Annotated in this window: 13 protein-coding genes; 4 read left to right on the top strand and 9 right to left on the bottom strand. The window is 67.8% G+C overall.

Annotation, left to right across the window (positions count from 1 at the left end; all coding sequences use genetic code 11):
• Nucleotides 1-190 precede the first annotated feature (190 nt).
• Nucleotides 191-1,426, top strand: coding sequence for a hypothetical protein (locus PLE19_21760; GenBank protein ID HPD17573.1), 1,236 nt, complete (start codon nt 191-193; stop codon nt 1,424-1,426).
• Between the two features lie 49 nt (nt 1,427-1,475).
• On the opposite strand, the gene PLE19_21755 is transcribed toward PLE19_21760, so the two are convergent.
• The 9 genes from PLE19_21755 to PLE19_21715 all read right to left on the bottom strand — a co-directional run bounded on the left by PLE19_21755 (nt 1,476) and on the right by PLE19_21715 (nt 12,306).
• Nucleotides 1,476-2,879: an LptF/LptG family permease gene (locus PLE19_21755; protein HPD17572.1), complete on the bottom strand. Its 1,404-nt coding sequence runs from the start codon at nt 2,877-2,879 to the stop codon at nt 1,476-1,478.
• Nucleotides 2,880-2,892: 13 nt separating this feature from the next.
• Complete coding sequence (locus PLE19_21750) at nt 2,893-4,197, bottom strand: LptF/LptG family permease (protein HPD17571.1); 1,305 nt, start codon at nt 4,195-4,197, stop codon at nt 2,893-2,895.
• 91 nt (nt 4,198-4,288) lie between these two features.
• Entirely contained in the window at nt 4,289-5,530 is a 1,242-nt protein-coding gene (locus PLE19_21745) for a lipopolysaccharide kinase InaA family protein (GenBank protein HPD17570.1), read from the bottom strand.
• Nucleotides 5,531-5,607: 77 nt separating this feature from the next.
• Nucleotides 5,608-6,069, bottom strand: coding sequence for a 30S ribosome-binding factor RbfA (gene rbfA, locus PLE19_21740; protein HPD17569.1), 462 nt, complete (start codon nt 6,067-6,069; stop codon nt 5,608-5,610).
• Nucleotides 6,069-6,350 (bottom strand): DUF503 domain-containing protein, encoded by a 282-nt coding sequence (locus PLE19_21735; protein ID HPD17568.1) that lies wholly within the window; start codon nt 6,348-6,350, stop codon nt 6,069-6,071. The genes rbfA and PLE19_21735 overlap by 1 nt, the downstream gene beginning before the upstream one ends.
• A 69-nt stretch (nt 6,351-6,419) precedes the next feature.
• Nucleotides 6,420-8,732 (bottom strand): translation initiation factor IF-2, encoded by a 2,313-nt coding sequence (infB, locus tag PLE19_21730; GenBank protein ID HPD17567.1) that lies wholly within the window; start codon nt 8,730-8,732, stop codon nt 6,420-6,422.
• A gap of 44 nt (nt 8,733-8,776) precedes the next feature.
• The gene (nusA, locus tag PLE19_21725; protein ID HPD17566.1) at nt 8,777-10,195 is read right to left on the bottom strand and encodes a transcription termination factor NusA; all 1,419 of its coding nucleotides are present in this window, start codon (nt 10,193-10,195) and stop codon (nt 8,777-8,779) included.
• Nucleotides 10,196-10,324: 129 nt separating this feature from the next.
• Nucleotides 10,325-11,452, bottom strand: a complete 1,128-nt coding sequence (ugpC, locus tag PLE19_21720) for a sn-glycerol-3-phosphate ABC transporter ATP-binding protein UgpC (GenBank protein ID HPD17565.1) — start codon at nt 11,450-11,452, stop codon at nt 10,325-10,327.
• A 122-nt stretch (nt 11,453-11,574) separates the two neighbouring features.
• Complete coding sequence (locus PLE19_21715) at nt 11,575-12,306, bottom strand: hypothetical protein (GenBank protein HPD17564.1); 732 nt, start codon at nt 12,304-12,306, stop codon at nt 11,575-11,577.
• A 176-nt stretch (nt 12,307-12,482) separates the two neighbouring features.
• Between PLE19_21715 and PLE19_21710 the strand changes: the two genes are divergently transcribed.
• From PLE19_21710 to PLE19_21700, 3 genes are all read left to right on the top strand, one after another.
• On the top strand, nt 12,483-14,813 hold the full coding sequence (locus PLE19_21710; GenBank protein HPD17563.1) for a hypothetical protein: 2,331 nt from the start codon (nt 12,483-12,485) through the stop codon (nt 14,811-14,813).
• Nucleotides 14,814-14,955: 142 nt separating this feature from the next.
• Nucleotides 14,956-16,401 carry an NADP-dependent phosphogluconate dehydrogenase gene (gene gndA / locus PLE19_21705; protein HPD17562.1) on the top strand — a complete coding sequence of 482 codons (1,446 nt, stop codon included), beginning with the start codon at nt 14,956-14,958 and terminating at the stop codon, nt 16,399-16,401.
• A gap of 686 nt (nt 16,402-17,087) precedes the next feature.
• A complete protein-coding gene (locus PLE19_21700; protein HPD17561.1) occupies nt 17,088-18,269 on the top strand; it encodes a hypothetical protein in 1,182 nt (393 codons plus the stop codon).
• The last annotated feature ends 488 nt before the right edge of the window (nt 18,270-18,757 follow it).

Below are 18,757 nucleotides of genomic sequence, written 5' to 3'. Positions count from 1 at the left end.
CCCTGTCAGGGCTGCCGCGGGGCGGTCTTGTTCCTATCCTATTTCGCTCCTTCGGGGCTCCCGCCGCCACCCACAATTCCGGCCCGCACCCATGGCGCCCAAGCCCCGTTGCATCCGCGCCGCTTTTTTCCTACAGTACGTTCTCACCGTCTGCCCACTCGGCGCCAGTTGCCTCCTTGGGAGACCTGCGATGGCATACCCAGTGAAGTGGTACCCGTTCACCTGCCACCCGGTGTCCGATTCCTGCTGGTCGCTCTCCGTCGGCCCCGACGGGCGCATCTACGCCGCCGCCTGCTGCGAGCACCTGCCCGGCGGCATCGTGAAGCCCGTGCGCTACAACGAGGAGACCGACAGCATTGACGCGCTGTTCGATATGGACGTGATGGCCAACGACCCGCGCGACAGCGGGCGCGCCACGCAGTGCAAGATTCACTACAGCTTCGCGCCCTCGATGCACGACGGCGTGATGTTCATGGCCAGCCACCTGTCCGGCCCGCCGATTGACCGGCCCGCTTACTCGCCCTGGATGTCGTGGAACGACCCGGAAAGGTGCTTCCGCGGCGCGGCGCTGCTCGCCTTCGACACGAAGACCGACACCGTGCTCTGGTCCGACACCCTCATCCCCAAAGAGGGCTGCCGCTGCCTCGCCCACGACGAGGAGCGTGGCCTGCTGTACGCCCTGAGCTACCCCCGCGACCACTTGTTCGTCTACGACATCGCGAGGCGGCAGCGGCGCGACCTGGGCCGCATCGGCTCCGTCAACGCCCAGGCCCTCTTCCTCGACAGCAAGCACCGCGTCTGGACCACCTCCGACTACGGCCGCCTCATCCGCTACGACCCCGAGAAGGACAGGATGGAGACCAGCCCCTACGTGCTCCCTCACAACCCCGAGTTCCAGACCGGCTGGCACAGCGTCTTCTACGACGCCTGCGCCTCGCCCGACGGCAAGGCGGTCTACGCCGTCACCTGGATCGCCAACCCCTGGCTCATGCGCATCTGGCCCGAGGAGGGCGACTGGGGCCGCGTGGACGATCTCGGCCCCGCGACCCAGAAGCGCGACACCACCATCCCCTACTCTACCGGCCTCGACCACTGCGGCGGCCTGACCTTCGCCGCCGACGGCATGCTCTACTACGTCGCCGCCCGCTGGCGCGACAAGGTGTACAACCCCCTGCCCGAGGGCCACAAAGACCAGGAGGGCGTGGTCTGGCGCCTCGACCCCACGACGCTCGAACGCGAGGAGGTGGCGGTGCTGGAGCGGCCCGACGGCTTCGCGCAATACGTCTCGCGCGGCGCGGTGGACCACAACGGCGATCTGTTCTTCGGCCACTGCTGCGGCCCGCAGCCGGTCGGCCTCTTCAAGGTCACGCTGCCGCCCGACCGCAAGCGCCCGAACGCGCACCTGCCCATTCGCATGTGGGGGTAGCCGCCCCTCCCGCCCGCTCCTTGCCGCGCTGGGTGCCAGCCGCCGGCGATCAGGTCTCCATGGTGCGCATGAGCGCGATGCCCACCATGCCGAACAGCAGGATGGGCAGCCACGCCGCGAGCGCCGGCAGGCCGGCGAGGAGGCCGTTCGGGCTCTGGCCCGAGAGCTGGGAAATGTAGTTGACGAAGTAGAAGCACATGCTCACCAGCAGGGCCAGCCCCATGCCCACCCACGTGCTCTTGCCGCCCTCCTGCTGGAAGAGGAGCGGAATGGCCACCAGGAGCAGCACGAAGCTCGCGAACGGGAAGGCAATGCGGCTGTGCAGGATGACTAGCAGCTTCTGCCGCAGAGCCGGCGGCGAGTCGCGGTACGTGAGCAGCTCCCGGAAGCTCTTGAGCGTCGGGTCCGCCTCGCTCTTGATGAGGTCCGAGGGCGGCACGGCAAAGGGTAGCGGGTCGCCGTCGTACACGATCTCGTCGCGCTTCGTCTCGGTCACGTAATAGGTTCTGGCCCGCCCGAGCCACACCCGGGGTTCGTCGCGCCAGAGCGCGGCCTGAATGGCGATGGGCGCCTGCGCATCCTGGCCCCGCAATGGCGCCGTGAGCTGCGCATCTACCATCAGGCGCAGCGAGCCCTTGCGCTCCCACGCGCTGAAGCTGATGGCCACCGGGGTGCCCAGGCGGTCGCCCGTAAGGCGCACGGGGACGCCGGCTTCCGGCTCCCGCGGCATGGGGTACGTGGTGGCGCTCTCCTTGGTGGTCAGGCTCTTGTATTGGAACGGCTTCCAAGCGCCCTGCGGGTCTTGGGCCTCGCCGCCCGTGAGGAAGATCGAGCGCTCGACCCAGATGCCCGTGGCATTGCGGATTCGAAGGGCATCCGGCTTCCGGCCGGAGGCCGGAGTGCCTGTGGGATGCGCCTCCAGCCCTGTCACCGCAAAGCCGGGCATCGAGTACGCAAGCTGGCGCACCCAGATGGTGGCCTTGGCGGCCCGGTCATACGACGCGAGGTCCTTGTAGGTCTCCTTCCTCGAGCCGTCGCTCCTCACCTCGACGGTTCCCGGGGCGAGGAGCGGCACGAGAAGCTCCTGGTTCGCCGCCGCCAGCCCCCCGATGGCCAGCGAGATCAGCAGCACCGGAGCCAGGGCACGGTTCAGACTGATTCCCACCGCTTTGATCGCGTTCAGCTCGTTGTAGCGCGCCAGCCGGCTGATCGCCAGCACCCCCGCCAGCAGCGTCACCAGCGGGAAGAACTGGGTGAGAAGCGCCGGCACCTGGTAGGCGTGGTAGACGATGATCCAGCGCAGGAACGCCAGAATCGTGTCCTGCTCCAGGAAGTTCTCGAGCTTCGCGAACGTGTCAATGATCACGTAAAGGAGCACGATGGCCACAAGGCTGAGCACGAAGTGCCAGATGAAGAACAGGCCGATGTAGCGATCGAGGCGGCGTCCCAGCACGGTCGGGTTCCCCTCAGTGGCGGAACAGGCGCATGAGCAGCGCCAAGCCCAGCCCCGCCATCAACGCGTCCGGGGTCCAGAGCGCCAGCCATGGCGGCAGGCGCTGCTCGAGCGACAGCCCTTCGCCCCCCACGATCATCGCGTAAAGCAGCATGAAGACCAGGATGCCGACAGCAAACGAAGCCAGACGACTCTGCCGCCGCATCCACACGCCGATCGGCACCCCCACAAAGCACAGCGCCAGCACGGAAAAGGCCAGCGCCTCGCGCAGCCGCACCTCGGTGAGCAGGTGGACGATCTCGCGCTCCAGGGACCTCTTGGCTCCTCGGCCCGTGGCAAGCTCGAGGCGCCTGGCGGCCACCCTCGCCAGAAGTTGGGCTGTGGTCGTGTTCCCGCGCTTCTCGAAGCTCACCTCAGTGTCGGCGACCGCGATTTCCTTCACCTGCTCGTCAGCGGATATCTCAATCCATTGCCGCGCACTCCGCCCCGGCAGCACCATCACAACCTGCGCGTGCTCGAGCACGATGCGGATCTTGCGCCGATCCTTGTCAAAGGTGTAGCGGGCCCGTTCGGCCCGGTAGACGTTCACCTCCGAGCTGGCCTCATCGTCGGTCCCCGCCTTGGTTGTGGCGGCAGGTGACGGGGTCTCTCGCTTCTTCTTGCGGTCCTCCCGCGATGTGTCTTCCTCCTTCTTCGGCTCGATAACCACCACGTTCCGCAGGATATTGCCGTCCACAGCCTCAACATAAATCTTACTGCCGCCGATGCTTGTGGTGATCTCACGGCCCAGGAGAGACACGCGGAACGGCTCCCGATAGAATATCCGCCGCAACTCGCGGTCCTTGAGGATCATGCAGTGAGGCACGAGCGTATCGTTCAGCGGCATCGCCAGACTCGTCAGCACGAGCCCCAGCACCAGGGCTGGGTAGCAGATGTAGCGTAGCGGAACACCGCTCGTGCACAACGCCGTGATCTCGTTATCGGCCGACAGTCGCCCGTACGACATCACGCATGCCGACAAGGCGGCCGCAGGGATCACCCAGGCATAGAGATGCGGGAGCATGTAGGGGATCAGGCTGGCCAAGTCCTCGAGGCTCACGCCCAACCGCAGAGGACGGTAGAGCGCCCCCAGGAGCATCATGCCCACCAGCGCGGCGAAGCTGATGATGAAGCTCCGCACAAGCTCCCAGAGCACATACCGATGGATGATGCTCAGCATGCCGCGCCGACCCGTTGATAAGTATTGCCCGCGGTGCGTCGCCCAGCCGCCGGCGCGCCCGTCTACGACCACCGGAGGCCGCATGCCCAGTGCAGACACGCCCGATTATACCAGATGACCGAAGCCTTTCCAAGCGCCACTTACCCCGCGGCGGGTGCCCACTCCCCACGGCAGCGCCAGCGGCCTCCCTCTAGCGCGAGTCGGCTTCTATCTCGAAGACTGCAAACGACTTGCCTCGATCCGGCCCCTGCCGGCACTCGGCGGCGGCCACGGCCACCGGCCCCGTGCCCTGCCTGAGCCAGGCCCGATGCGCCGCCGCGTAGTCGCGCACCGCCGCACACGGCACGAGGCCCCGCAACACCCGCCCCAGCCAGCCGCGCGCCCGATACCCGCGCACCGTGAGCACCTTGCCGCCCTCCTCCTGGGGGAAGCGACTCTCCACGCCATCGCACTCGGGGAGCGACGCGCTGGCTGCCTGCCGGTGCTGCTCCCACAGCGCCAGCAAAGAGGCGGCCGACACCCCGCGCCGGTGGTAGATCCGCCACCCCGACAAGGTCTCGACCGTGTACCCTGTGCTCTCCCGCAGGCAGCGGCGAGCGCGGCTCGCCAGGCGCCGCGCCGCTCTGCTCCGCATGGCACGGACCACCTGGGCCGGCGTTATCCGGCGGCCCGGCAGCGCCTCACCGGCGTCCAGGTAGGCATCCAGAAAGGCCGACACGGTGGGCCCCGGGTCGCGCGCGATCTCGGCCCCGAAGCTCTGGAGCAGTTGCGCGATGGCCGTCGCCCGCCGCTTGGGGCTGGGCGCGCGCCCGACGCGCACCCTGTGGAGGTCCACAATCAGGAAGCGTTCGGCGCTCGGCGGCGGCGCCGTGCGGACGAGGACGTTGCCCGCGTGCAGGTCGAGGTGGCTCACGCCCTGGTCGTGCAGGCCCCGCACGAAGACCGCCACGTCGCGGACCAGCTCGCCCAGGGGCTCGGCGGGGCGCTCGTTGCGGGCCTCGAGGATCGGCGCGAGGTAGGACGTGAGGACTACCGCGTCGGCCTGGGCGTCAAGGACCAGATACCCCTCAACCTCTTCCGGAGGGCCCACGGGCTCGCCCACCGCAATGGCGTGCGAGGCCGACACGCCCAGAGCCACCAAGCGCCGCGAGATGCCCCACTCGATGCGCGGCTTGCTGCCGAACAGATGGCGCTTGAACCTGTCCTTCCAGCGTCGAAGACGGTACGTCTTCACAATCGCCAGCGCACCATCGCTCAGGCGCACCCGGTGGACCTCCCGCTGAAGGCTTCGCTTGACAAGCTCCACGCCCGGCTGCCCGCCGATCCCAGGAACCGCGGGCAGCAGCTCACGGAGCAGCACTTCGGCGCGCGCCGCCTCCACGGTCCATGCCACGCCGCCGCCTCGCCACTCCACGACGTCAGGAGTTCCCATAGGCAGGGATTCCAGATGCCCTCGGGGACAGGAACGCCGGGTGGCCCGCGATGCCGCTGGCGGGAGGTCCGGGCCGCCTACTCGTCCTCGCCGAACGGGGCCGCCTCATCGCCCCCTTCCCCCGCATCCTCGGCCTCGGCGGTGTCGGCGCGGCCCGCTGCCGCAGCGGGCGTGCTCGTGGGATGCCGCTCGCGCAGTTCGGCAGACACTTGATCGATGAGCCTCGAGATCTCGACGGCCTTCTCGATGGAGGGGTCGAAGGTAAACTGAATCTCGGGCGCCTCACGCAGCATGAGGCCCTTGGCCACCCGCGAGCGGACCAGGCCGCGGGCGCTGGCGAGGCCGCGCTCGGCGGCCCGCCGCTTGCCCTCCGAGCCCAGCACCGAGTAGTAGATCGTCGCATGGCGAAGGTCGTCGGAGATCTCGGCCCTCGTGATCGTCACGAAGGCGAGCCGGGGGTCGCGAAGCTCTTGCAGCAGGAGGAGGCTGGCATCCTCCCGGATGCGCTCGGCCACGCGCGCTGCTCGCCGGCTCGACATCAGTAGATCTCCACCTCGTAGTCCAGCAGTTCCGCGACCGGGTGGGTCCGGATCAGGTCCATCACCTTGGCGAGCCCGCCATCCACGTACTGCGCGTCCGTGCCCACCATGGCCACGCCCAGCACAGCCTGCTGGCGATTCTCCTGCGCGCCCACCTCGGCGATCGAAACGTTGTGGCGGTTCCGGATGACGTCCTTGAGGCTCTTGAGCACGCGTCGCTTGTCCTTGAGCGACAAGGCATCGCGGATCATCAGTTTCACGGTCAGCGTGCCTACGGTCATGGGAGATGCCCGCCCCAGGGAAGCCATGCGGCAGAGGTCAGTGGCGCGACAGGCGGCAACCGGGGCCGCCTAGAGCTTGCGCTTGATTTCCTGAATCTCGTAGGCCTCGATGACGTCGCCTTCCTTCACGTCGTCGTAGTCCACGATGCGGATGCCGCATTCGGTGCCGTTGGCGGCCTCGCGGATGTCGTCCTTGAGGTGCCGCAGGGAGGCGATCTTGCCCTCGTAGACCACGATGCTGTTCCGCGTCAGGCGCACCAGGGCATTGCGCGGCACACGCCCGTCGGTGACGTAGCAGCCGGCGATGTTCCCCGCCTTCGAGACGCGGAAGACCTTGCGGACGGCGGCGTGGCCGAGCACGACCTCGCGACGCTCGGGCTCGAGCCGCCGCTCGAGGGCGGCCTTCATGTCGTCGGTGAGGTTGTAAATGATGTTGTAGAGGCGGATCTCGACGTCGGTCTGCTCGGCCAGGGCGCGGGCCGACGGCTCGGGCACGACGTTGAAGCCGATGATCACGGCGTCCGACGCGTCGGCCAGCAGCACGTCGCTGTCGTTGATCCCGCCCACGGCCGCGTGGAGCAGGTTCACGGCCACCTCGGAGGTGGACACCTCGCTGAGGGCCTTGCGGATCACCTCCACGCTGCCGTGCACGTCGGCCTTCAGGATCACGCGCAACTCCTTCGGCCCCGTCTCGGCCAGCGTGGCGAAGAGGTTCTCCAGCGTCACGTGCTGGCGCTCGGCGAAGCTGGCCTCGCGCGCCCGCCGCTGGCGCTCCTCCGCGATCTGGCGCGCCGTGTCGTAGTCGGCCAGCACCGACACCGTGTCGCCGGCCGCCGGCACAGCCGACAGGCCTGACACTTCGACGGGCATGGACGGCCCGGCCTCGGTGAGGGTGCGCCCGAGGTGGTCGCGCAGGCTGCGTGCGCGCCCATAGGCCTGCCCGCACAACACCACGTCGCCCTGATGCAGGGTGCCATCGCGCACGAGCACGGTGGCCACCGCCCCGCGCCCCTCGGAGAGCCGCGCCTCGAGCACCACGCCGCGGGCCGGCTTCTTGGGGTTGGCCTTGAGTTCCAGGATTTCCGCCTGGAGCGCCAGCGTTTCGATCAGATCGTCAATCCCCTGGCCGGTGACGGCCGAGACCGGCACGACCTCGACCTTGCCGCCCCACTGCACCGGCAGAAGGTCCCGCTTGCTGAGGCCCTCCATCACGCGCTGCGGGTTGGCCGACGGCAGGTCAATCTTGTTCATCGCCACTACAATGGGCACGTTGGCGGCCCGCGCATGGTTGATGGCCTCCTCGGTCTGGGGCATCACTCCGTCGTCGGCCGCCACCACGAGCACGACAATGTCGGTCACCTGCGCGCCCCGCGCACGCATGGCCGTGAAGGCCCGGTGGCCGGGCGTGTCGAGGAAGGTCACCATGCGACCGCCCTGCTCCACCGTGTACGCGCCGATGTGCTGGGTGATGCCGCCGAACTCGCTCGCCGCCACGTGCGTCTTGCGGATCGCATCGAGCAGAGAGGTCTTCCCGTGGTCCACGTGGCCGAGGAAGGCGACCACGGGGGGCCGCGCCACGAGGTCCTCGGGCCGGTCGGGAGCCGACTGGGCCTCGGCCAGCTCGCCCTCAAGGTCCCGTCCGCGGCGCACCTCGATCTCGATGCCCAGCGTGGCGCCGAGCATCGCCACCACGTCATCGCCCAGCGGCTGGTTCAGGCTGACCATGGCTCCGCTCTGCATGAGCGCGGCCATCAGTTCGTTCGCCTTGATGCCGGAGCTCTGCGAGAGCGAGCGCACCGTGACGGGGAAGTCGGTGACCACCTTGGTGGGGCGCGCGGCGATCTGCGGAGCCGCTCGGCCGATGAAGCCGCCGCGTCGCCCCTCGCGCCCGAACCGCCTGGAGCGCCGTCGGGGCGGGGGAGCGGCGCCGGGCTCGCGCCGCTCCTTCACGCGAACGTGCGGCCCGTACTCGCGCACCGTGGACTCGTACTTCGGCAGCTCGATGCGGCGCAGGATTTCGGCCCCCTCGCGCACGGGGGCACGCTTGCGGATCTTCTCCTTGCCCGCAGGGGCCGGCTCGTCCTCCTCGGGCACCAGGGGCTTGGGGGGCGCCTTCGGCCGCGGCGGGGCCTCTGGCGCCGCGGGCGGGCTGGGCGGCTTTGGCTGGGGCGGCGCGGCGGCGGGCGCCGCGGGCGCGGGGGCAGGTGGGGGAGCAACCGCCGTCGCGCTCCTTCCATATGCCGCACGCAAGCTAGCCGCCTGAGGGTCGTCCACCGTGCTCGAGTGCGACTTGACCTCGATGCCCATCTCCTGGCACTTGGCCACGAGGTCCTTGTTTTCGACCCCGAGTTCCTTGGCCAGTTGATACAAGCGGATACGCAAGCTTCGCCTCCTAGGGTGGGCGGGGCGCCGCCCACTTCGTTCGCCTAGCTCCCGGCGCCGTCATCGGAGGGCGCTGGGGGGTCGGCCAACGGTTGTCGGTCCTCTTCGGGCGCTTCGGGGCCCTCGCCACCCTGAGCTGGGGCCTCAGCGGGCTCCTGGACATCCTCTCCGCCGGCCGAGCCGGCGGGCGGTTCTTCCTGGCCGTCCTCTGCCCCGGGCGTCCCGGCCTCGGCAGCCTCGTCGGTGCCGGGCGGCTCCTCGGCGGCAGCAGCGGCCGCCTCGGCGGCCTCCGCGGCAGAGGCGGCGGCGGCCGCGGCACGCGCGGCGGCGATCTGTTCGGCGGCGATCCGGCAGCGGGCGAAGATCTGGCTGGCGGGCCCCTCGGCAATGTCGAACCGCTCGCGCCAGGCGCTGGCGCCCTCGGCGATGTCCTCCACCGAGTAGCCCATCTGGAAGAGCCGCTGCGGGAAGCGGTCGGGCAGCCCCTCGAGGCCGTCGAGGGCCGCCGCCAGCTCCTGCTGCTCGCGCTCGCACTCGGCCTCGCTGAGCACGTCAATGTCGCAGTTGCACAGCTTCGCCGCCAGGCGCACGTTGCGGCCGCGCTTGCCGATGGCGAGCGACAGCTCCTCCTCCGGCACCACCACGCGGGCGCGGTTCAGCTCGTTGATCACCACCACGTCCTTCACCTCGGCGGGCTTCAGGGCGTTGGCGATGAAGACGTCGCGCGAGTCGCTCCAGCGCACGATGTCAATCTTCTCGTCGTTGAGTTCGGAGACGATGTTCTTGATGCGCGAGCCGCGCACGCCCACGCAGGCGCCCACGCAGTCCACTTTGATGTCGGCGCTGGCCACGGCCACCTTGGTGCGGTAGCCGGGTTCGCGCGCGATGGCCATGATTTCGATCACGCGCTCGCCGATCTCGGGCACCTCCAGCTCGAAGAGGCGGCGGATGAAGTCCTCGTGGCTCCGCGAGAGCACGATGCGCACGCGGCTCCCCTCGCGGCGCACCTCCTTGAGGTAGCAGCGGATGCGGTCGCCGATGCGGTAGTTCTCCTCGCTCACCTGTTCGCTGCGCGGCAGGATGCCTTCGGTGCGGCCGAGGTTGATGATGATGCGGCTGCCCTCGACCCGCTGGATTGTGCCGCTGACGATCTGCTTCACGCGGCTCTCATAGTCGCGGAAGATGGCTTCCTGCTCCGCGTCCCGGATCTTCTGGATGATCACCTGCTTCGCCGTCTGGGCCGCGATGCGGCCGATGTCGAGCGCGTCGATCGGCTGGTTCCCGTCGTACGCCTCGATCTGCCCGGACTCGCGGTCCACGAAGACGGCGATGTCCGACTTCGGGCCGTAGTATTTCCGCACCGCCGACAGGAGGGCGTCTTCGAGCGCGTCGAAGATGATCTCCTTGTCAATATCCTTGTCGCGGTGAATGCTGTCCACCAATCGCAACAGATCGCCGTTCAAAAGCCACTCCTCAGTGGGTGCCCCGAAGGAACATGCCCTCTGCCACCGAATCAGCCCCCTAAGAAAAAGAGTGGGAGACGATCCCACTCTCGACCAACCCGCCCCGGGCGCCGGCCGGCCCGGCGGCACTCAGGCACTGGCCGTGGGGTGCGTCGCCGTCAGGTTGACCCCCGTGTCCGGGTCGAACACGTGGCTGCGAGCCACATCGAGAGCAATCGCCATCTCCTGTCCCACCTCGGCCCTCTGGTGCGAGTCGACCTTGGCAATCAGGTCGTGCTTCGAGGTGGAGAGGTAGAGCAGCATCTCGTCGCCGAGCGGCTCGACGACGTTCACTTTGACTCGCAGGGCGCGGCCCGCGGCGGCCTCGGCGTCGCCGGGACGGACCGAGATGGTCTCGGGCCGGATGCCCATCACCACCCGCTGGCCCACCCGCTTCTCGAGGGCCGGGCCGAAGCGCTCGGGCAGTTGGAGCCGCGCGCTGCCTTCGTCGAAACACAGGCGGCCGTTCTCGGCCGCCAGCGTGCCCTTGAGGAAGTTCATCGGCGGGGTGCCGATGAAGCCGGCCACGAACTGATTGGCCGGCCGGTCGTAGATCTCGAGGGGCGGGGCCACCTGCTGCAGCGTGCCGTCCTTCATCACGGCGATGCGGTCGCCCAGCGTCATGGCCTCCACCTGGTCGTGCGTCACGTAGATCATCGTGGTCTCGAGCCGCCGGTGCAGCTTGTTCAGCTCGGCCCGCATCTCCACCCGCAGCTTCGCATCCAGGTTCGACAGCGGCTCGTCGAACAGGAACACCGACGGCTTGCGCACAATGGCGCGTCCCACCGCCACGCGTTGGCGCTGGCCGCCCGATAGAGCCTTGGGCTTGCGGTGCAGGAGGTCCTGGATGCCCAGGATCTGCGCCGCCTCGTTCACCCGCTGCTCGATATCGGCTTTCGGGTACTTGCGCAGCTTCAGCCCGAAGGCCATGTTGTCGTAAACCGTCATGTGTGGGTACAGCGCGTAGTTCTGGAACACCATCGCGATGTCGCGGTCCTTGGGCGGCACGTCGTTCACCACTCGGCCGCCGATCGAGATCTGGCCCTCCGTGATCTCCTCGAGCCCGGCCACCATGCGGAGCATGGTAGACTTTCCGCAGCCCGACGGCCCGACCAGCACCATCAGCTCGAGGTCCTTGATATGCAGTGAAACGTTGCGCACGGCCTGCACGTTGCCGGGGTAGACCTTGACGACTCGGTCAATCACCACATCAGCCATGGGTTGCCCAATCCGCGCGCAATGGGTTCGAAGGCCCCGCTGCGCCACTCTCAAGGCGCAGCTATGGCGGGTAACGCTTGATTATACTGGGACATGCAGTCGTGTCAAGTGCGAATGCGGAATTACACGGCCTGGCTGCCGCGTCGGGCCAGGCGCGTCTCGAGGTCGGCCACCAGGCTATCGAGCGCCCGAGTCGCCTCCGCCAGCCGCCCGGCATCGTGAAGCTGGCCGATCCCAGCCCACGCCGCCTCGATCTCTTGCTGTTCGGCGGCCGGCAGCACAGGCACCAGCAGCGACCGTACCTGCGAGAAGCTGAGGTTCGGCGTCCCAACGCCGCTCATCAGCCGCTCCACCTGGGACCAGCCCATCCTCGACCGCAGAAAGGTCACCACATAGAAAGGGCTGATCCCCTGGAGGCGGACCAAGTCCACAAAGCAGCTCACGGTCGCCCTCACCGGGTTGCGGAAGACGGTGAACAGCTTCTTTCCGAGCGCGCCGACGCCAGAGCGGGCGAGCACGACGTCGCCCGGCCTCAGGCGGCAGCGCGATGGGTCGTAGGCGCAGCCCTCGGCGACGCGGATGGCGCGATCCAGCACGACGCCCGTCGGCCTGACCTCCCGCTGGCCCACTATCGCCACGCCATCGCGGACCGGTTCCGGGCGCCTCCCGGGGAGGATGGCACCATAGCAGATGGTCTCGATGAAGGAGCCCAGCGGGACCCGCGGCAGCGCGGCCGCATCGGCCTCTGTGGGCCTATCAGCCAGCCAGTAGCCGGGGTCCCACCGTTTCCCGCGCAGCGCCGACGCGGGCATCAGGATGGAACGGGCGGAGGCCGTCTTCTCGTGGTCGTCCACGGGCGTATTCTAGCCGGGGTCCCCCCTCGGGGTCAAGGCGCCGCAGTGGATTGGGGATTCTGCGCGCAATTTCTTGACATTCCCTGGTACTTGGGGCACAATGTAGTAGTAGCCGATCCTGAGTTTCCCACCCGCTGCCGATCACGCGACACTGGCATCACCCCAGGAGGTCTCGAGTGGGATCAGGTCGGAAGCTTCTAGCCGCTGTTATCCTGCCTTTCCTGTGCGCGCCCGGTTTCGGTGAAGATCTCGTTGAGCCGCCGGCGCAGCGTAGCGACCTGACCGTCTACCCGACCAGCAAGCGGCCGCGCGAGCGGCATGTCTTCCCTGGCGAGTGGATGGTCATCTCGTCGCAGCGCGGCCTGTGGATGCCCCATCTCTATGATGGCGACAGCACGCTTGTGTTCCGCAAGCGCGGGCCCGAGGTTTTCGTCGTCCACGAGTGCGGCACGGAGGACGTCGCGGGCGTGCGCCTGGGCACCCTCGATGGCCGCATCGAGCTCCGAGGCGCGATCAAGATCGGCATAACGCCTCTCACCATATGGTGTTATGCCAGCGGGCTCCCCGACATTCCGGAACTCCCTCCCGACCGTTACTATGCTGTAGCGGTTCAAGGCGTATCGGACCTTCGCAAACTCGAACACCTGCACAGGGCCTCTGCCCTCAAGCTCGACTGCACCCAGGCCGTCACGAGCCTCGCCCCCCTCGCCGCATTCCAGAACCTCGAATCCCTCTGGCTCGCCGGCGCCAACCCAGCCGACTTAAGGCCCCTCGCAGGTCTCCGCAAGCTGCGGGTGCTCCGGCTCGAATCCTGCCCTCGGGTCCCCGACCTGGCGCCCCTGGCCGGCCTCAAGGAGTTGCGCGTCCTCGAACTGGACGGCTGCGACCGGCTCACCGACCTCACCCCCCTCACGCAACTGCCCAATCTGAGCATCCTCACGCTCCGCCGGTGCCCGGCAGTCCTCGACATCACGCCGCTGGCACGCCTCCGCTCGCTCACCACCCTCGGGCTGCACGGCATGCCCTTTGTCACCGACCTCACCCCACTACGGCATCTTCAGGCGCTCGCCGAGCTCGACCTTGCCGGCTGCCCGGACCTCCGCGATCTCACACCGCTGGCCGCCCTGGACACCCTGGAGGCCGTGAGCCTGCAATCGTGCCCCAGCCTCACCGACATCTCGCCCCTCTCCTCCCTGCCCCGCCTCACCCGCATGGAGATTCTCGACTGCCCCAAGGTCACCGACCTCTGGCCCCTTCGCCGAGCCGCGCGACAATCCGAGAGGTTCTCGGTGGATTGGCGTCTGCGCGACCAGCTTTCCTCGGTGCAGCAGGCCGCGCCCGGCGGCGTCACGCTGCTGATGGACGGCCTCTACGCAAGCTCCGTGGCCCTTCCCCCGGAGACGCCGGGCGAAGACCACGGCTGGGGCAACATCCTCAGCCGCTCCGTCGTCCCCGACCCCGCCTTGGGCATCAAGGGCGGCTACCTGCCCTACCCCGCCTGCGCGCACCCGCCCGGCTCGGTGCTCGACTTCACCCTGGAGGGCCCACGCGTCTACCTGCGAAGAGAGCAAGGCCCGCGGCAGCTTGCCGGCGTGATCGCCTGCTCCCGCACCGGCATCGAGGCCCTGGCCCACGCCGTGGCCGACGGCACGAGCCCACTGGTCATCTGGGCCGACCCCACCTCCTTGCGCAGCCTCCCGGCCCTGCCCCCCGGACGCGACTACACGCTCGCTCTCCTCGGCTTGCGTGCCTCCATCGAGCCCATCGCACACGTCAACAACCTTTCGGCCCTCTTCGTGGCCCATTCGGGCACCGACACCACCTCCCTCGCGCCCCTGGCCCATCTCACGGGCATCCGCACGCTCGTCCTCCGCGACACGCCGCGCGTCGACTCCCTCAAGCACATCGCCCGCATGACGAACCTCACCCACCTCGACATCACGCTCACCGGCTCCGTGCGCAAGCTCGACCCGCTGGCGAGTCTGCCCCATCTGAAGTCGCTGCGCCTCTCGTGCCCAAGGTCGCTCGATTTCGCTCCGCTGGCAACGTTGCCAGCCCTCAGGCATCTCGAGATCGAGACCAGCGCCTCGTGCACCGACCTCAGCTCCCTCGCGGCCCTCAAGAACCTCGAATCCCTCGCCGTGAACGGCAGAGGCGCCCAGAGCGATCTCGGCTTCCTGGCCGCCCTCCCCCAGCTCCGGTCGCTCCGCATCGCAGACACCGACAAGCTGTCGGACCTCTCCCCTCTGGCCGACCTGCGCGCCCTCGAGGTCCTGATCCTGCGCTCCTGCGCCAAGCTCCACACACTGCGTCCCCTCACCGCTCTGCCCAAGCTGCGGCGGGTGGACATCGCCGACTGTGCGAAGGCAGGTGACGTGCTGACTCTGGAGACACTGCGCCGGCGCGGCGTCGAACTCACCTTGGACTACCGCCTGAGGTCGCTGCTCCCCGATCCGCGCCGAGAGCTGATTCGCGCCTCCACGGGCGTTCCGACCCCCACCCCATAGCCCGACCGTCCCTCCAACGCCCGACCCATCCATCTCGCGCTCCTCACCCGACTTGACGCCATCCGGGCCACCCGCTAAGATACTGGCACGACAAGCGCAAGGCGCTTGCACGCCGTCCCACAACAGAAAGGGTGGTCCGCACATGCCAAAGGCATCGAACCCGCCGGCCAAACCACAGGCCAGTTTCGGCATCATCGGCCTCGCGGTCATGGGCCAGAACCTGGCACTCAACGTCGCCAGCAAGGGCTTCACCTGCGCCGTGTATAACCGCACCGCCGCCCGCACCAAGGAAATGGTCGAGGGCCCCGCCAAGGGGAACAAGCGCATCCTCCCCTCGTACAGCCTCAAGGCCTTCGTCGCCTCGATCAAGCGCCCTCGCAAGATCATGCTCATGGTCAAGGCGGGCCAGCCGGTGGACGACTTCATTAAGAAGCTCGTGCCCCTGCTCGAGAAGGGCGACCTGATCATTGACGGCGGCAACTCGCTGTTCAAGGACACCATTCGCCGCAACAAAGCCCTCGAGGCCAAGGGCCTGCTCTACATCGGCACCGGCGTGAGCGGCGGCGAGGAAGGCGCCCTCCACGGACCCGCCATCATGCCCGGCGGCCAGAAGAAGGCCTGGACGCTCGTGAAGCCCATATTCACCCGGATCGCCGCCCAGGTGGGCAACGACCCCTGCTGCACCTACATCGGCCCCGACGGCGCGGGCCACTACGTCAAGATGGTGCACAACGGCATCGAGTACGGCGACATGCAGCTCATCTCCGAAGCCTACTTCATCATGGCCAACGCGCTCGGCCTGTCGGCCAGCGAACTCCACCAGGTGTTCGCCGAATGGAACCGCGGCGACCTCGACTCCTACCTCATCCAGATCACCGCCGACATCTTCACGAAGGTGGACCCCGACACAGGCAACGCCCTCGTGGAGGTGATCCTCGACAAGGCGGGCCAGAAGGGCACGGGCGCGTGGACGAGCCAGAACGCCCTGGAGCTCGGCGTCGCGGCCCCCACCATCGCCGAAGCCGTCTTCGCCCGCTGCATCTCGGCCATCAAGAACGAACGTGTCGCCGCTTCCCAGCAATTGGTCGGGCCCATGGACGTCCGCTGGGAGATTAACCGCGCCGAAGCCATCGAGAAGATCCGCCAAGCCCTCTATGCCTCCAAAGTCTGCTCCTACGCCCAGGGCTTCGCCCTCATCCGCGAGGCCGCCAAGGAGTACCACTGGGACATCCGCTTCGGCGACCTGGCCATGATCTGGCGCGGCGGATGCATCATTCGGGCACGCTTCCTGCACCGTATCAAGGAAGCCTTCGACCGCAACCCCGCCCTGCCCAACCTGCTGCTCGACCCGTACTTCAAGGACATCGTCGAGAAGGCCCAGGCGAGCTGGCGCGAAGTCATCGCCGCGGCCAGCATGATGGGCATCCCGGTGCCGGCCTTCAGCTCGGCCCTCGCCTACTTCGACAGCTATCGCCGCAGCCGCCTGCCCGCCAACCTGATCCAGGCCCAGCGCGACTACTTCGGCGCCCACACCTACGAGCGGGTGGACAGGCCCGGCAGCTTCCACACCGAGTGGCTGAAGGACTGAGCCAGCTATCTGCGCAGGGGGTGCGCCGGCCCACGCCGGCGCACCCCCCACCCAGCCGTTTCCCCCCCTGCTTGATCTATCTTCAACTCTGGCAATGGCTTGAGGCGACCAGACCGCCCCATCGGATGACTTCGCCCCTCGAACGGCCGCCCGGTCCGCCATCGCCATGCGCATGCGGCGCCCCGCCAGCCACCGCGCCTCACACAGTTCTACTAGCCATAAATCATTGATCTCGCGTGACATGAATAATACGGCCCCCTGATTTGCCTCCCGACACCCGCATGGTATTTTCTTGCGCGTTCGAGGCCGAAGCTCGCTCCGAGCTATGCGGCCTCACGATGTCGCAAGCGGCTTGGGGGTTCCGTGTCAAACTTGAGTGGTTTCAGGGGACGACCTTGTGGGGTTGGCGCGCAGGCCGACTCCACCTGTTCCCAGCCGACCGCCGTGGGGTTCCAGGCTGCGGGTCCACGGAGGGCAGCCATCCGCCCCGGCCCACTTGGGAACAGCGATTCGACCACGAAGGAGGTGTTACTACAGGCACAGATGGTTCGCTCTGGCCGGGGCGGCTGCCGTGGCGAGTGCGGCGGGGGTCGCATCCACCGCACCGCGGGCGCAGTGTCTCGCGAGTGCGGTTCTTTCTCGCCACTGGTGCCGCCGCTGCTCTCTACGCAAGAAGGAGGGAAGTCGTGATATCGTTCCTCAACCGCAGGCCGAAGAAGACTGCCGCCAGCCTGGTCGAGGTCGTGGCGGCCGTGGTGATCCTGGGGCTCCTGCTCTCTCTGGGCTTCTCCCTGTACGGTTCCGCGCGCCAGCAAGCCCGGATTGCCGAGGCCGAGAACAACCTGAAACAGATCGGCGTCGGCCTCGAACTGTACTTCCACAAGAACGGCTGCTATCCTCCGCAGGGCTGCGACTTGTCCGAGGCCCTGGCGCCGTTCGTTCCCAACCCCAAGGTGTTCGCAAACCCCTTGGGCGGCGAGCTCACCCTGGGGGAGTGCCTGAGCCTGCTCTACGTTGAGCCTTCACTCTCGACGCTCGACTCGCCGCACAGGTTCCTGACGGGGTTTGCCATGCCTGACGGCACTTCGGTGATCGCGCTGCTGACCGCCGGCGAGGTCAAGCGAGTCTCCGGGCTGTCGCCTCAGAAGACCCTCGACTACGGCCAACTGCTGACGACCGCGATGGCCGAGGTGGAGTCGCCCGACGAAGGCCCTGGCCGGATCGAGCTGGGAGGCATCAAGTACATCTGCGTGAAGAGCACGGGCTCCGCAGGGTCTGGCATCGCCTACCAGGGCACTTCGAAGCGGCTGGCCGGAAACAGCCAGGTCAACCCTGCCACGGGCGAAATCGTGCAGAAGGCGATGGACACCTTCGAGATCGGCGTCTCCGCGGCCAACCGACAGGCCGTCGTGGGCGCCATCTTCAACGCCAGCATCCACGCTGCGGACAAGATATTCGTGCTCCCGGCGCCGACTGGGGACCTTGCCATCTGGGACATCGGGGATGAGTTTGGGAACGGGGCTGGGGATGGCCAATGGTCGGTCGCCGAGTTGATCCGGGCAACCGATTCTACCAAGAGCACTTACGCGGGCTCCGTGCCGGTTGGAGCCGTTGTCGGCCCTATCCTTCTCACCACAACCGACAAGAACCCCATGTCGGCCGGCTGGGAGATCGAGTTGGATGAGTTCGATGCGGAGACTGGCAACGCCACGTTCACCCTCAAGTGCAAGTTCGGGCTTGGGGTTGACAATGTGGACAAGTTCCACCAACTGACCAGGATCAACCTCACGGTGATCGGAAACGGCGCCACGATCTCGACCATCGGTGAGGATGGCAACAAGTACTGGGCGACCCGCTACTCGTACTGACAAGCCCACACCGACGCCGTGGGGTCGGGCGAGGGGAAACATCCCAAAAGGAGTCACCCAGGAGCGAGCGCTCCGACCGATGTGTATGGTGCACGGGTAACGGTGTGCAGCGCCGTCCCAGGGCTCTCCCCTCGGCCTCCGGTTCGGGGGGAGAGCCTGCGGGAGAGCAGGGTCGTGCGGCGGTCTAACCTCTTGCCCGCGGGGGGTTCTCAGGCGTCGCAGCGGCCATGGGTCTTGAGATGGATTCCTGGTGCCTCGCAGAGGCGATCGGTCTGGGCGACGCGGCCCATTGTCAGCTTCTCCTACGCGGCTGCCTCGTCAACGGTGTGAGGCTGGCCTGCTGACGTCCCCGCGATCCAAATACCAGTCTTGCACGACGGCCCAAAGCCCGTGCTCTCATGTCCGCATTCCGAGCGGGGCATTTCGACTTTGCCCTAGGAGCCTGTCCAAGCATCCGCGTGGGACTGCGACGCCCGCGATTCTGGCCG

This window comes from Planctomycetota bacterium (genome assembly GCA_035384565.1).
Taxonomy (GTDB): Bacteria; Planctomycetota; PUPC01; order DSUN01; family DSUN01; genus DAOOIT01.
The sequence above is the reverse complement of the archived record's forward strand: the minus strand, read 5'-3'. Positions and strand labels throughout refer to the sequence as shown.

What these genes read in the sequence shown, in the direction of transcription:
- PLE19_21745 (HPD17570.1), bottom strand. Translation starts at nt 5,530, where the DNA reads ATGGGAACTCCTGACGTCGTGGAGTGGCGAGGCGGCGGCGTGGCATGG.
- PLE19_21760 (HPD17573.1), top strand. Translation starts at nt 191, where the DNA reads ATGGCATACCCAGTGAAGTGGTACCCGTTCACCTGCCACCCGGTGTCC.
- gndA (HPD17562.1), top strand. Translation starts at nt 14,956, where the DNA reads ATGCCAAAGGCATCGAACCCGCCGGCCAAACCACAGGCCAGTTTCGGC.
- rbfA (HPD17569.1), bottom strand. Translation starts at nt 6,069, where the DNA reads ATGTCGAGCCGGCGAGCAGCGCGCGTGGCCGAGCGCATCCGGGAGGAT.
- ugpC (HPD17565.1), bottom strand. Translation starts at nt 11,452, where the DNA reads ATGGCTGATGTGGTGATTGACCGAGTCGTCAAGGTCTACCCCGGCAAC.
- PLE19_21735 (HPD17568.1), bottom strand. Translation starts at nt 6,350, where the DNA reads ATGACCGTAGGCACGCTGACCGTGAAACTGATGATCCGCGATGCCTTG.